General features: G+C 43.2%; 12 protein-coding genes. 7 read left to right on the forward strand and 5 right to left on the reverse strand.

What is annotated here, in order from left to right:
* The first annotated feature begins 55 nt into the window (after window positions 1-55).
* The 4 genes from ftcD (at window position 56) to ACFS5N_RS13695 (ending at window position 4,566) form a co-directional block, all read left to right on the forward strand.
* Window positions 56-1,072: a glutamate formimidoyltransferase gene (gene ftcD / locus ACFS5N_RS13680; RefSeq protein ID WP_377186442.1), complete on the forward strand. Its 1,017-nt coding sequence runs from the start codon at window positions 56-58 to the stop codon at window positions 1,070-1,072.
* A gap of 123 nt (window positions 1,073-1,195) precedes the next feature.
* On the forward strand, window positions 1,196-1,819 hold the full coding sequence (locus ACFS5N_RS13685; RefSeq protein ID WP_377186445.1) for a hypothetical protein: 624 nt from the start codon (window positions 1,196-1,198) through the stop codon (window positions 1,817-1,819).
* 221 nt (window positions 1,820-2,040) lie between these two features.
* Window positions 2,041-3,924: a DNA topoisomerase IV subunit B gene (locus ACFS5N_RS13690; protein WP_377186448.1), complete on the forward strand. Its 1,884-nt coding sequence runs from the start codon at window positions 2,041-2,043 to the stop codon at window positions 3,922-3,924.
* A gap of 156 nt (window positions 3,925-4,080) precedes the next feature.
* Complete coding sequence (locus ACFS5N_RS13695) at window positions 4,081-4,566, forward strand: cytidine deaminase (RefSeq protein WP_377186451.1); 486 nt, start codon at window positions 4,081-4,083, stop codon at window positions 4,564-4,566.
* 54 nt (window positions 4,567-4,620) lie between these two features.
* Here ACFS5N_RS13695 and ACFS5N_RS13700 read toward each other — a convergent pair whose 3' ends face one another.
* Window positions 4,621-5,043 carry a hypothetical protein gene (locus ACFS5N_RS13700; RefSeq protein WP_377186454.1) on the reverse strand — a complete coding sequence of 141 codons (423 nt, stop codon included), beginning with the start codon at window positions 5,041-5,043 and terminating at the stop codon, window positions 4,621-4,623.
* Window positions 5,044-5,201: 158 nt separating this feature from the next.
* On the opposite strand from ACFS5N_RS13700, the gene ACFS5N_RS13705 reads away from it, so the two are divergent.
* Together ACFS5N_RS13705 and ACFS5N_RS13710 are read left to right on the forward strand one after the other, a co-directional pair.
* A complete protein-coding gene (locus tag ACFS5N_RS13705) occupies window positions 5,202-5,711 on the forward strand; it encodes a YdeI/OmpD-associated family protein (RefSeq protein WP_377186461.1) in 510 nt (169 codons plus the stop codon).
* A gap of 125 nt (window positions 5,712-5,836) precedes the next feature.
* Complete coding sequence (locus ACFS5N_RS13710) at window positions 5,837-7,357, forward strand: CotH kinase family protein (RefSeq protein ID WP_377186464.1); 1,521 nt, start codon at window positions 5,837-5,839, stop codon at window positions 7,355-7,357.
* An 11-nt stretch (window positions 7,358-7,368) separates the two neighbouring features.
* On the opposite strand, the gene ACFS5N_RS13715 is transcribed toward ACFS5N_RS13710, so the two are convergent.
* The gene (locus tag ACFS5N_RS13715) at window positions 7,369-7,737 is read right to left on the reverse strand and encodes a VOC family protein (protein ID WP_377186467.1); all 369 of its coding nucleotides are present in this window, start codon (window positions 7,735-7,737) and stop codon (window positions 7,369-7,371) included.
* A 154-nt stretch (window positions 7,738-7,891) separates the two neighbouring features.
* On the opposite strand from ACFS5N_RS13715, the gene ACFS5N_RS13720 reads away from it, so the two are divergent.
* Window positions 7,892-10,672, forward strand: coding sequence for a DNA gyrase/topoisomerase IV subunit A (locus tag ACFS5N_RS13720; RefSeq protein WP_377186470.1), 2,781 nt, complete (start codon window positions 7,892-7,894; stop codon window positions 10,670-10,672).
* Window positions 10,673-10,696: 24 nt separating this feature from the next.
* On the opposite strand, the gene ACFS5N_RS13725 is transcribed toward ACFS5N_RS13720, so the two are convergent.
* The 3 genes from ACFS5N_RS13725 to ACFS5N_RS13735 all read right to left on the reverse strand — a co-directional run bounded on the left by ACFS5N_RS13725 (window position 10,697) and on the right by ACFS5N_RS13735 (window position 14,923).
* A complete protein-coding gene (locus ACFS5N_RS13725) occupies window positions 10,697-11,455 on the reverse strand; it encodes a class I SAM-dependent methyltransferase (protein ID WP_377186473.1) in 759 nt (252 codons plus the stop codon).
* 11 nt (window positions 11,456-11,466) lie between these two features.
* Window positions 11,467-12,333, reverse strand: a complete 867-nt coding sequence (locus tag ACFS5N_RS13730; protein WP_377186476.1) for an aldose 1-epimerase family protein — start codon at window positions 12,331-12,333, stop codon at window positions 11,467-11,469.
* Between the two features lie 148 nt (window positions 12,334-12,481).
* A complete protein-coding gene (locus tag ACFS5N_RS13735) occupies window positions 12,482-14,923 on the reverse strand; it encodes a bifunctional YncE family protein/alkaline phosphatase family protein (protein WP_377186479.1) in 2,442 nt (813 codons plus the stop codon).
* Between the last annotated feature and the right edge of the window lie 12 nt (window positions 14,924-14,935).

Here is a 14,935-nt window from a genome sequence, read left to right on the forward strand (position 1 = left end):
TTACAAACACCCTTCTTGCCGGCTACAAATAATATTTAAATTGCCGCTTTGCATCATGGATCAGATTATAGAGTGTGTACCTAATTTTAGCGAGGGTACCAACCAGGAAATTATTCAAAGCATTACCGGCGCCATAGGTTCGGTAGAAGGAGTTAAATTACTAAACGTTGATCCCGGTCGCGATGCCAACCGTACGGTAGTAACCTTTGCCGGCCAGCCTGAGGCTGTAATTGAGGCTGCCTTTCTTGCCATCAAAACCGCCGGCGAGCTCATTGATATGAGCGCTCAAAACGGCACACATCCCCGAATGGGAGCTACTGACGTTTGCCCGCTTATACCTGTAAGTAATATTACGCTTGATGAAGTAACCGTATACGCCAACAGGCTGGCGCAACGTGTGGGCGAGGAGTTACAAATACCTGTTTATTTATATGAAAATTCGCAACCTGATAAAAAGCGCAGCAATCTGGCAGCCATCCGGGCGGGCGAGTATGAAGGCTTTTTTAAGAAAATAAAGCTGCCAAATTGGAAACCTGATTTTGGCCCTGCTGAGATGGACGCCAAACGCGGAGCAACAGTTATTGGCGCGCGCGATTTTTTAATTGCTTATAACATTAACCTAAACACCGCATCTGCTCACATAGCGAATGAGATAGCTCAGGACGTACGCGAAACGGGAAAAATAATTATTGAAAAAAACGGAAAAGAACGTATCCCCGGAAGCCTGAAATACGTAAAAGCGATTGGTTGGTATATCCCGGAGTATGGGAAAGCCCAGGTATCTATGAATTTGACCAATATTTCGGCTACGCCTATCCATGAGGTGTTTGACGAAGTTTGTGCCAAAGCGACAGAACATGGGTGTGAAGTTACAGGCAGCGAATTGATTGGCATGATCCCCTTGAAAGCTATGATCGATGCCGGTCGCTATTTTTTGCTGAAGCAGGGAATTACCTATGTTACTGACGAATTTAAATTGATTGACGCCGCCATTCAGGCAATGGGTTTAAATGAGCTCGCGCCGTTTGATCCGCAGAAAAAAATAATTGAATATCAGTTAGATAATAAATAATAATATTATTATAATAAATATCGCATCTAACTATTTAGATATTAGATTCATATTAAATTTTTTAATATTTTTAAAAAAGGAATAATATGGAGCTAAAAAACGTCGTTTTTGAGTTTTTTACCTATGAACGCTACCGGTTTTAAGATTAATTGTTTTTGGATTGTTTTAACGCTGCTTTTTGCGGCGCCGGCATCGGCACAAACTAACCGAACGGCTACGGGCTATACATCGCAATTAAAAAACTTTACCGCTTCATTGGCGCAGATTGACGTTTCTTTTAATTTTCCTGAGGGGTTTAAAGAAATAAAGGCCCCCAATACTGATAGCTATCAGTTTGATTATGCCATGATTTTGCCCGATGCCGATTTTGAGATCTGGTTTAGGGTAAATACACAGAAAGAGAACGAAAAACTACTGGCCGATAAAAATATCAAAACAGGTAATCCCGATTCTCTTTTTTTAAGCGTAGCACAAGATCAGATAGGCACACTCACCTCAGAAAAAATATTTTCAAAACGAAAACTGCCGCAATATATTCTCGACCGATATAATGCCGACGAAGGGTGTATTTACCTGGTAAGTATTGATGACAGCCCGGTAACCAAGCATTACAAATATGCCTTTGTTACCGTACTTCAAAAAAATGGTAGTGGTACCGTTTTAGCAATTGCTTTCACCAATGATAAGGGGCCTGAATTTTTCAAAAACATGCAACTGGCCAGTACTTGCCTTAAGTTTAAGGGATAGTGATTGGAAGAACCAAGAGACAAGAGCCAAGAATCAAGATTTGAAAAGGTTAGTCTTAAGATTAACCTGAAAAAACCATCTTATTTCTTGTCTCTTGATTCTTGGCTCTAAAAATACCAGTGTTAACATGTTGACAGTTTTTCCATAAAACTTGCCCATCATCCTTTATTTTTGCAATTAGGGCATTAATAGTGCCCGATCCATATTATTTTAATTCAAAAATGGCAGAACCGGTAAATTATAGTGAAGACAGTATACGGTCGTTAGACTGGAAGGAGCACATACGCCTGCGCCCTGGTATGTATATCGGCAAGCTGGGTGACGGCTCGGCGTATGATGATGGTATTTATGTTTTACTGAAAGAGATTGTTGATAACTCCATCGATGAGTTTGTCATGGGTTCAGGCAAAACCATTGAGATAAACATAAGCGACCATAAAGTAGCGGTTCGTGACTATGGTCGTGGTATACCATTAGGGAAAGTAATTGATTGTGTATCCAAAATAAACACCGGTGGTAAATATGACAGCAAAGCCTTCCAGAAATCAGTGGGTTTGAACGGTGTTGGTACCAAAGCCGTTAATGCCTTATCGACGGCATTCATCGTGCAATCGTATCGCGACGGGCGTACTAAAATAGCCGAGTTTACCAAAGGCGAACTGGTACGTGAGGAACCTGAAAAGGATACCACACAGCGTAACGGTACTGCTATAAACTTTACGCCGGATGACAGCATTTTCAGGCATTACCGTTTTATACCGGAGTTTGTGGAAAGCATGGTCTGGAATTATGTCTATCTGAACTCCGGGCTAACCATTAACTTCAATAATCAGAAATATTTTTCAGAGCGCGGCCTCTATGATCTGCTTACCAAAAATACAGATGCTGAGACCATTCGCTATCCCATTATCCACCTGAAAGGTGAGGATATAGAAATAGCCATGACTCACGGTCAGCAATATGGCGAGGAGTATTATTCTTTCGTAAACGGACAAAATACTACTCAGGGCGGTACCCACCAGGCTGCCTTACGCGAGGCTGTGGTAAAAACCATTAGAGAATTTTATAAAAAAGAGTTTGAGGCGTCGGATATTCGCGCCTCAATTGTGTCGGCCATTTCAATAAAGGTACAGGAGCCGGTGTTTGAGTCACAGACTAAAACTAAGCTGGGCTCATTAAATATTGGTCCTGACGGGCCGTCAGTACGGGGTTTCATTAACGATTTTGTCAAGAAGGAGCTAGACAACTACCTGCACAAAAATCCGGCGACAGCCGATGCTTTATTGAAACGTATCATGCAGTCAGAGCGCGAGCGGAAGGATATTGCAGGTATTAAAAAGCTGGCTAATGAGCGCGCCAAAAAGGCGTCGTTGCATAACCGTAAACTGCGTGATTGTAAGCTGCATTTTGACGATAATCATGAGCGCAAACAAGATACCACCTTATTCATCACCGAAGGCGACTCAGCGAGCGGGTCGATCACCAAATCGCGCGATGTAATGACCCAGGCAGTATTCAGCTTAAAAGGTAAACCGCTAAATTGTTTTGGGCTGACCAAGAAGGTGGTTTACGAGAATGAAGAATTTAACCTGTTGCAACACGCGCTGAATATTGAGGACGGCATTGATGGCTTGCGTTATAACAACATTGTAATAGCTACCGATGCCGATGTGGACGGCATGCACATCCGGCTGCTTTTAATGACTTTCTTTTTGCAGTTTTTTCCTGATATTGTTAAGGCCGGCCACGTTTCTATATTGCAGACGCCGTTGTTCCGCGTACGCAATAAAAAAGAAACCATTTACTGCTACAGTGACGAAGAGCGCCGTAACGCCATTGCTAAACTAGGGGCCAAGCCAGAGATTACCCGCTTTAAAGGCCTGGGCGAGATATCGCCGGACGAGTTTGGTTTATTCATTGGTAAAGACATGCGCCTTGACCCGGTGATCCTGAAGGACGCCAACATCAAAGGCTTGTTAGAATACTTTATGGGTAAAAACACGCCTGCAAGGCAGCAACACATCATAGGCAACCTTAGGGTTGAGAAAGATGATGAAAGCGTTAACCCAACTATTGCTGAAAGCGAAGTTTTGGCGGTAGCTTAATCCTTTCCCCGTATGTTGAACGCCCTCTTGGATTATTTCAAGTGGGCGTTTAATTTTTTACTATGTAACATCCCTATAGATTTTAAAAAATATCTAAACTTTTAATTAAAAAGTTGCTTATCTTGTTTCCCCTACTTTTTTCAGCGGGGTTAATAGATGACTAATCACGAAATTAAAATAGCTTTTCAGGAATATAATTCAGTTGCCGAATTAAGCACTGCCGACCAGCAATTATGCGCAGAAGCTGTCGGGGCGATGAAAAATTCGCATTCTCCATATTCAAAGTTCAGCGTAGGTGCAGCCTTGCGTTTAAAAAGCGGCAAAATTATACAGGGTAGTAACCAGGAAAATGTCGCATATCCGTCAGGCCTGTGTGCCGAGCGGGTGGCGCTTTTTTACTGGGGTGCTAATCACCCCGATGATCCGATAGAAAGCATGGCTGTTACCGCACATACTGAAGAATTTGAACTAAAAAAGCCCGTAACTTCATGTGGTTCTTGCCTGCAGGTATTGGCCGAGTGCGAAAAAATGCAGCAATTGCCGGTAAAAGTTATATTATTTACGGGTAAAAGCCCGGTTTGGGTAGCCAATGGTATTGAGAGCTTTTTACCCTTTTTGTTTTTTGAAGACCGGCTGTCATAAAAAGAAAATGCCCGCTTGCGGCGGGCATTGAACTATAAACAAAACTAAACTAAATTAAGATTCGGTTTGGATTCTGGTAATTTGGAAATCATCATGTTTTTTAGAGATGGTGATCTCGTTAGTGCGAACATAACCATCGTAACGCATAATTAATTTAACTACCATTTTGTCAGTGGTTTCGTCAACAACCGAAGTTGTAAAAGTACAAGCTTGCTCAACGTTTTCAGATGCTTTTAACGACTCAATCATTTGTGTCTTGTTCAGGTTAAATTCTTTGTCGTTACGGTACATCACGTATTTAAAGTCTTTGGCTAAGATATTTTCAACGCCTTCAGTTTTGCCATGTATTACCGCATTTACGTATGCGTTTAATACATCGTTTTTGGTTAAAGTGGCAGTCTGGATACTTTTAGCGTTGGCTACTGTGCTTGCTACAAGTAGTGTTAAGCCTAATAAAATTGTTTTAAGAGTTTTCATAATATGTGGTATTTAAGGTTATTAATTAAATTTTATACCCATAAGACAGCAGCAGTTACCCAAACGTTACACGCAAACCTTAATTAATTTGACATTTAACTAAAATTTAACATTTGCCCTTATTTTCATGCCTGTATTTTTTAATTGATATTTACAGCATGATTGAGTTCAAAACCATGATGTTGCAATTTGGTGAGATGGGTGAGAAAACAGGCTGGCGATATATCGAAATACCTGCCCACCTGGCACAGCAGTTAAAACCCGGCAACAAAAAGTCGTTTCGCGTAAAGGGCTTTTTGGACAATTACCCCATTAGCGGCTTTGCACTCATGCCTATGGGCGATGGCGCATTTATAATGCCTGTTAAAACAGAAATTCGTAAAGCTATTCATAAAGAAGCCGGTGCCATGCTAACCGTTAAGCTTGAAGAACATGCCGATTTTAAAGTAGATATCCCCCACGACCTGCAAGATTGTTTTGATTTTGACCCCGAGGCTTTTGAGCAGTTTAAAACACTCGCCATGTCACATCGTAACTACTTTGTTAAATGGATTGAAAGTGCAAAGACCGATGAAACCAGGGCCAAACGCATTGTAAATACAGTAAACGCCATGCTGCGCAAATGGAGTTATAATGAAATGATACGAGAAATTAAGGCCGGGCGCTAAACCCCAGGGCCGGAAATTGAATATCAGAAAGTTATAATGTAAATCTAATGTTAATATCGGCAAATTGAATTTCTTTTGGTTTATGTTTGTAATACCCTATTTATTACCACATCTACCTCCCCCTCATGAAAAATATTTTCTTGTACGCGCTGCTATTGGCAGCTTTTGCCGGTTGCAAAAAAAGTGATGTTAATAAAGGTGGAAGCACGTCGCCGGTTATACGCGGAGATACTACCGTCAGGCTTTTTTTATCTGCAGAAAATAATAAAGATATTCCTGATTCAGTCAGCTCAGAATTAAAGATCACAGGCGATTCCGTTAACTTCAATATCCCCGGTATTTCAACTAACCGCTCTTTTGTGCTGAGCTTTTTGCCCGCTGATGCCAATTTAAAGGTTAACGGCGTCAAGCAACAAAGCGGCGTAACGGTAAATGATTTTACTGAGCCTGTTATTTATACATATACCGACCCTAATGGGAAAGTAAAAAGCATCAAAGTATCTATAACTAATTTCACCGGCTTGCCCATATTATTTTTAACAACATCGGCGCCGGTAGTATCAGAGGATGATTATGTAACCGGTAATTTAAGCATTAATACCAACGGGCAGTTTGAGCCGTTCGCGGCAAATGCAGGTTTAAATATAAAGGGCCGCGGCAACTCAACCTGGGGGCTTCCTAAAAAACCGTACCATATTAAGTTTGATAACAAACAAGCCGTTTTAGGATTATCTGCAGCTAAAAATTGGGTGCTGCTGGCAAATTACTACGACAAAAGTTTATTACGCAATGCCGTAGCAGATGACATCGGGCATTTGGTTGGTGCCGACTTTACGCCTCATTATCGTTTTGTTGAGGTGGTAATGAACGGCGTTTATCAGGGCAGTTATACCCTTACCGAGGAGGTTGAAATTGAACCGGGAAGGGTTGACATAAACAAATTAAGCACCATTGATAATGACAATAGTGATATAGGCGGCGGTTATCTGGTAGAACTTAATCAGCGGCTTGATGCCGACTATTATTTCCATACCAGCTCGGGTTTGCCCTTTACTATTAAAGATCCAAACGATATAACTGACCAGCAATTGGCGTATATCCATAATTACATGCAACAAACCGAGGATGCGATTTTTGCGGATAATTTTGCCGATCCGGTTAATGGTTATGCAAAATATATCAACGTAGATTCATTTATTGATTGGTATCTGGTTAAAGAGTTAATGAAAGACGTCGACGCTGTAGATTATAACAGCATCTTTTATTATAAAGATTTGAATGGTAAGTTAGGCATGGGCCCGGTTTGGGATTTCGACGTATCGGCGGGCGATCCTGACCTTGATCCTACCGGGTGGTGGGTAAGAAATGGAAAGTGGTTTTCGCGTTTATTTCAAGATCCTGCTTTTGTTCAACGTGTGCGGCAAAGATGGCAGTCAGTGCAGGCTTCGTTACCCCTCATCCTAACCAATATTGATAAGAACGCTGCCTATTTAAATCTGTCGCAAGAGCAAAATTTTAAAGTCTGGAATATTCTCAATACTTATGCCTGGCCAAGCCCTGAAGTGTTCGGCTCTTACCAGGGCGAGGTTTATTACCTGAAATCGTGGCTAAAAACACGTATGGACTGGATGACCGCTAACCTGTAAAGCGCACTATGCTAAGCGATAGCAACCATCACCCCGAACCCGTCCGGGTCAAGCAGCAAAGTGCCGTTCTGTTTCCAGTACGGGTTTTTAGGTTCGGCTTGTAGAGCGTTATTGTTTTTTGCTATCGCGATAATTTGATCGTAGGCGGCTCTTGAATCCGCATAAAAAACCAGCAGATCATCCTTGTCGGCCTGATGTTGCGGCTCTTCGGCCGATGTGGTGAATTCCAGGTGCCAGTCGCGATTTTTATCACCCATAAATACGCCGTCATAACCTGCGTGGTCTTTAAAGTCTCCAAGTACTTCCAACCCGATAACGCGGGTATAAAAGTCAATAAGCGGCTGCAATTTTTTAGTGTGTCGTGCTACGCGAAGTTTCATAGGCCGCAAAATAAATATTATTTCAGGTAAACAGCGAGTTAGGGCTTTTGCACGGTGTAAAACCTGCTAAATGTGTATAAAATCCCATATCACAGACATGGGCAGGCGCGTGCATTTGCCTATATTTACCCATCCAAATAATTTTTGTTAAGTAATGAGTGAAGATCTGAACGAAAACGCGATTCCTGAAAATAACGACGAAAAAATACACAACGTTACCTCACTCGACGGGCTGTATGAAAACTGGTTCCTGGACTATGCCTCGTATGTAATTTTAGATCGTGCGGTTCCGCATATTAATGACGGTTTAAAGCCTGTACAGCGCCGTATTCTGCATTCGCTTAAAGAAATGGACGACGGCCGTTATAACAAAGCCGCCAACGTCATCGGTAACACCATGAAGTATCACCCGCATGGCGACGCTTCAATTGGCGACGCTATGGTGCAAATAGGTCAAAAAAACCTGCTGATAGACTGCCAGGGTAACTGGGGCGACCCGGTAACCGGCGATTCGGCGGCGGCACCGCGTTATATCGAGGCGCGTTTGTCAAAATTTGCGTTGGAGGTTGTTTTTAACCCTGACACTACGGTTTGGCAAGCCAGTTACGACGGCCGTAATAAAGAGCCCATTACCTTACCCATAAAATTTCCGTTACTGTTGGCTCAGGGGGCCGAAGGTATTGCGGTAGGTTTGGCTACCAAAATTTTACCGCACAACTTTATCGAGCTTTTGGACGCCTCTGTAGCTTACCTTAAAGGCGAAATGCCTAACCTGGTGCCTGACTTCCCGACCGGCGGTTTGGCCGATACCTCGGGTTATAACGAAGGCCAGCGCGGCGGCCGTGTGCGGGTTCGGGCCAAAATTGTTGAACGCGATAAAAAGACGCTGGCCATTACTGAAATACCCTTTACTACCACTACAGGTAGCTTAATTGACAGTGTGATATCGGCTAATGATAAAGGTAAGATCAAGATCAAAAAGATAGAGGATAATACAGCTCAAAATGTTGAGATCGTTATCCACCTGGCGCCGGGTATATCGCCCGATGTGACGATTGATGCCCTGTATGCTTTTACCGATTGCGAAGTTTCTATATCTCCCAACACCTGCGTTATCCAGGACGATAAGCCCCGGTTTATCAGCGTGAACGAGATGCTGGTAGAAAGTACCAACAATACGCGCGAATTGCTGAAGCAGGAATTGCAGATCAAATTAAAAGATTTGATGGAGAAGATATTCTTCAGCTCATTACTCAAGATATTTATTCAGGAAGGGATGTACAAACATCCTGACTATGAGGGCTCATCAAATTTTGACGAGGTGCTGGTGGTATTGAACCGTTTATTTGAACCCTTCTTGCCGCAGTTTTATCGCGAGATCATCGCAGACGACTATAAAAAGCTTATCGATAAACCGATGAGCAGCATCACCCGTTTTGACGTTAAGAAAACCGACGAACAGATCAAAAATCTGGAGGCTGAGATCAAAACGGTAAAACATCATCTTAAACACCTTACCGAATATACTATCGATTGGTTTGAGAAACTAAAAGAGAAATACGGTAAAGGCCGCGAGCGAAAAACTGAACTGCGCACTTTTGATAAGGTGGAAGCAGCCCAGGTTGCGCTGGCAAACGTAAAACTGTATGTTAATCGTGAAGACGGTTTCATTGGTACCGGCTTGCGCAAAGATGAATATGTAGGCGACTGCTCAGATATCGACGAAATTATTGTATTCCGCGAGGATGGTAAATGTATCGTCACCAAGGTACAGGAGAAGGTATTTGTAGGCAAGGGGATAATTCATGTTGCGGTATTCAAGAAAAACGACGAGCGTACCATCTACAACATGATTTACAAAGACGGCCCGAGCGGCATCAGCTACATCAAACGTTTTGCCGTAACCGGCGTAACCCGCGATAAGGAATATGACCTGACAAAAGGCGGTAAAGCTTCAAAAGTGCTGTACTTCTCTGCCAACCCTAACGGCGAGGCCGAGATTGTAAACGTACAGCTCAAGCCTCATCAAAAGCTGAAAAAACTGCAGTTTGATGAGGATTTTGCACAACTGGCTATTAAAGGGCGCGGCTCAATGGGTAATATTATTACCAAGTACCCGGTTAAAAAAATCGTGCTGAAAAGCAAAGGTTTATCTACGTTGGCCGGCCGTAAAATATGGTATGACGAAATATTAAAACGCCTGAATGTTGATGGCCGGGGTAAATATCTGGGTGAGTTTGACGGGGATGACCGTATCCTGAATGTGTTCTCAAACGGGGTATATGAACTTACCAACTTCGACCTCAATAATCACTTTGACGATAAGATGGTGATTATCGAGAAATACAATCCTGAAAAAGTTTACTCGATGGTACACTACGACGGTAAATCAAAAAACTACCTGGTAAAACGCTTTGTGTTTGATAACATAGCCCTTGGCAAACAAACGAGTGTTATTAGCGAAGAAAGTGGTTCTAAAATGGTCGTAATATCCGGCGCGTCGCAAGTGGTGGTTAAGATTGACCAGTTGAAAGGCGCCGGCAAAACTCCTGAAACCGTTGAATTAAACCTGGCCGATCTGATCGATGTAAAAGGGATGAAAGCCATGGGGAATAGGCTATCGGTACATGCTGTACAAAGTGTAACGCTTGAAACCGAGCATGACGACGAACAGGATGTGCCGGACCCAACACCAGAGGCCATTGCCGACACAGAGATTGTTATTACCCCTGAAGATAAAAAAGAAGCCGACGAAGCCCCAACTGCTGCTGTAAATGCTTCAGACGATGAAATAGACGAGCCTTTAACGCCTACTGAAGAATCAGCAGCCCCGCAGGCTCAGCCAGAATCAGCGCCGGCCAAAAAAATCGACTTCGAGATCACCAATCCGGACGACATCGATATAGACGATAGCGGCCAGCTGGGGTTGTTTTAGGAATTGGAAAGGTGTAGCAAAATGCTATACCTTTCCTGAATATACTTCGGTTTGGTACACAAAATCTACGGTACCATCAACTTGATATTGCTGAAATAGTTGCTGAAGGTCTGTAAGGAAAACTTGCCCTGCTTCGGTATCCTTTGGCGGGATGTATGATGACGAAAATGCCCGGCCTACCAATCCATCTTCATCCAAAACCTGAATGTTTAAATATTTACCGAGTTGATATTTGCCGTTTTTAAAGAAGTTGGAAAAATCCACATCAGTTAAATTACGATGATTTACCTCGGCATAATCTGTTGCCTGCTGCAGCAATAATGTTTCATAGGCTACTGCAAACTCATCATACTCAACCTGGCGGTTATTCCAGATTAGCGCCACCTGCCCTCCAGCCTTTAATATCCGTTTAAACTCTGTTTTGGCTGCCGCCTGGTTAAACCAGTGAAAAGCCTGTGCACAAACCACCAGGTCAACACTATGCGGTTCAAGTGTGGTGACTTCGGCCGTGCCATTTATAGCCTTAAAGTTTTGGTAGCTGCTTAATTGCTTTACAGAGTTTTCACGCATGGCTTCATTAGGCTCAACGGCAAGCACATGATAGCCTTTATCTAACAAAAGCCTGGTGAAAATACCGGTCCCTGAGCCCACATCGGCAATTATGGAGCCGGTGGTAAGGCCGGCTTTTTCTTTTAAAAATTCCAATACCTCGTCCGGGTAACCCGGTCGGTATTTTACATAGTTAGCTACGCGATTACTAAATCTCTGGGTAGAAGTGGTCATGATTTTTGGGGTTATGCACTTATAAAGAAAGCACCCTCAAAAACGTGGCCAACCTGTAATTTCTGTATCGCTTCTTTTTTACTAATGTCAACATGTTTGTCAACACTGTCGGCGCAACCCAGCCATGGCTCAATGCAGACAAAATCAGCCCCCGGTTTGGCCCATATGCCCAGGTAGTTAAAATGCGGGAACTCTACAGTTAGCGTCTGGTCATGCTTAGTGCTTTTAATAGTTACCACGCGCGATCGCAGGTTTTTAAATACCAACGCATCCTTATCAAATAAATGACGGGTTAAAAACAGCTTGCCTTTTTCAGTAGCAACTGGCTCGGTTTCGCCATTAAATAAGCCATCGGCAGATAATAAATGTGTTTCCAGTTTCTCATCTATCTCAAATTCGAGGTAATAATCTTCGTAATTCTCGCCTTTATTAAAAGGTACGTTAAATGCCGGGTGGCCGCCGACAGAGAAATATATTGGTTTTTTGTCCAGGTTGATCAGTTTATAGGTAATGCGTAAGGCATCGTCAACCAAATCATAATGAATCTGGAAATCAAATTTATAAGGATACTTGCTCAGTGTGGTTTCGTTATAAGGCAGCGAGAACCAGGCCGATTGTTCGTCTGATTTTAGCAGCAACAATTCTGTAGTACGGTTAAAGCCATGACGCGGCAACTCATATTCCTTACCATCTACTGATAATTTATTGTCGATAAGTTGACCAACGATAGGGAACAGGTTGGGCGCGTGCCATGGCCAAACAGCCGGATCGGCTTGCCAGAGGTGCTCAACACCTGTAGCTTTATTAATAAACGAAGTTAACTCGCCACCCTGGTTGCGTATGGCTACTTTAAAAAGGTCATTCTCGATAATTGTCATTGGTACGGTTATTTTTGATGTTTCCTGTTAAATTCAGGCTCGCTCCGGATAAAATTATCAATATAAATTGAATAACGCTTTGCTCCGCGGGCTCAACAATTCATAATCTGTACTAACACGCTAATCGTCATCCTGTTTGGTTTAAATATTAATCGTCGTCATCTTTCTTTTTCTGTTCCAGTATTACAAAAGCGCTGCGCCTTGGCGCAGGCATTACAGCATCTTCGCCTTTAACACCCTTCCAGATTATTTCGTTTAATAACAGGTCTGGTACCTTGTCCTCATTAGTCAGGTTAAAGGTGTCTGATATTTTGCTGCTTTTATTTACGGCAACATTGCGTTTTTCCAGGTCTATTTGCGCTGGTTTTAACTCGTATGGTTTAAAATCGGGCGTCGAGGTAAAGCAATCATACAGCGGCATTGCGGCTGCATCATACTGGCTCATTGGCGGCAGGCCTAATATCAACTCCATAGTGCGTAAAACGCCGGACGTTGAATACATGCCATGAATAACAGCATCGCGTTTTACCCACGGGCCGGCAACATAAACCGGCGAGCGGTGCGCATCGATATGGTCTGACCCGTTTTGCGCGTCATCCTCCAAAACAAAAACAACCGATTCTTTCCAGATCTTGCTGTGCGATAAATGTTCAAGCAACATACCTACGCCCTGATCGTTATCGGCAACAGCGCTTAAAATAGATATGGCGCCTTTTTTCTGTCCGCTGGTATGATCATTGCCCATACGCACAATATTAAGGGCGGGCACCTCATTTCTGTTTAATAACGAGTCAAAATCATGCTCCCATACTTGCTCGCGGAAACGGTCGGTAATGTTGAGGTCAAAGCCGGGTGTTTGTACACACATATGGCCTTCTAAAGCTTTGATGGTAGTTTTGCCGTAAGCTGCAAATTCGCCGTAGCTACGATAACTTACGCCGGCACGTTTACAATAATCCCAAATATAGCCATCTCGCGGGTCGACAGCGGTACGCACGCCCTCGCTGCCATAGTCGCCGCCGCGGCTGCTGTAATAGGTTGGCCAGGTCTTTTCAATATAATCGGTAGCGTAAGCTGCCATGCTCCAGTTATGGCCATCGGCGCTTACTTCAGCATCTACGTAAAAATTATCGGCCAGCACAAATTCATTAGCCATGGCATGAAGGTTGGGCGTAATTTTGGCGCCGAATATGCATAATGAGGTGTCGCCGTTGCCTTTGGGCATATCGCCCAGAACCTGGTCGTAAGTGCGGTTTTCTTTGATGATATAGAAGATATGTTTAATCGGAGATTTATCAGTCTTGCTGCGTGGGATAGGGTTGCCGGCAATGCCCGGAGCCGTTTTTTCTTTTTTGCCGGTAAATGGCGTGTTGGCATATACCTGTTTGGTGAAAATTTTTAGCTGCCCTGGCGTCGGCGTGTTGATGAACGATAATGTACCTTTAAACAAACCTGCAATATATTGCTCTTTTGTATTGGTGTTGCCTTTGTGCACGCCGCTGTTGTCCGGGCGTTTAATAGGCATCGGTCCATCCGGATTAGCCATTGACGTAAAGCCTTTGCCATTTGATACCAATATTTTTTTACCTAAAGTTTTAACATTAGTAGGGTACCAGCCTACCGGAATAAAGCCGCGGCTTTGGCTTGCGCTCGGTTTGCTTACATCAAATACTGCCAGGCAATTATTGTCGGCATTAGCAATGTAAAGCGTTTTTTCATCGGCCGATAAAGCCAGACCATTGGTGGTTGAGCCGGTAAGGTGGGTAGGGAACAGCGATGTCGAAACAACTTCGGTTATTTTTTTTGTAGCGGTATTAATGATGGATACTGAGTTATCATTGGCGTTGGCAACAAATAAACGGGTGCCCTTTTTATTTAATAACAGCTCGTTAGGGTGGTTGCCTACAGTGATGCTGGTTATAGCGCCGGTAGCTGTGTTGTAGCACGCAACTTCGCCACCGTTCCAAACAGAGATATACAAAGTTTTTTCATCAGGCGATAACAGGCAACTGTAGGCCTCGGCTTTTAGTTTTATGCTCGACTTTACTTTGCGGGTATTAAGATCAATAATATATAAGCTGTTGTCCTCTTTGGTAACCGTATACAACAAAGTATTGGCTTTATTTACCGCGATACCGGTAGCGCAAACTTTATCTTTTGGGTAAGCATGCGGTGCCAGTTTTATGGTATCGGCTGGTATTAATTTATTGTTTTTAATGGCGAAGTCGATAATCCAGTTATCATTACCACCTGAGGCATACAGGTGCTTGTCGTCATGGCTAAACTGCAAACCATACCATAGCTTGCCTATTACTTTTTCATCAATCAATTTTTCATTTACGGGGTCGATGAGTTGAATAGACTGCGTGCTTTGACCGTTATTGGTAACCGCCAGCACTTTGCCCGAATTTGACAGCTGGATATTAAGAGGTAAATCGCCCAACGGCAATGAGGTGCCGGCAGGGCTTAATTTCCACCCGTTGGGCAGTAATACCTGACCGGTTTGTACTATTTTACCCGGAAGCTGTGCCTGTGCTGATAATGCGGTTGCAAATAAGGCTGCAAAGCCAAATAATAGGTTACGTTTCATGGTTTGTTTGAG

Source organism: Mucilaginibacter ximonensis (assembly GCF_042686265.1).
Taxonomy (GTDB): domain Bacteria; phylum Bacteroidota; class Bacteroidia; order Sphingobacteriales; family Sphingobacteriaceae; genus Mucilaginibacter; species Mucilaginibacter ximonensis.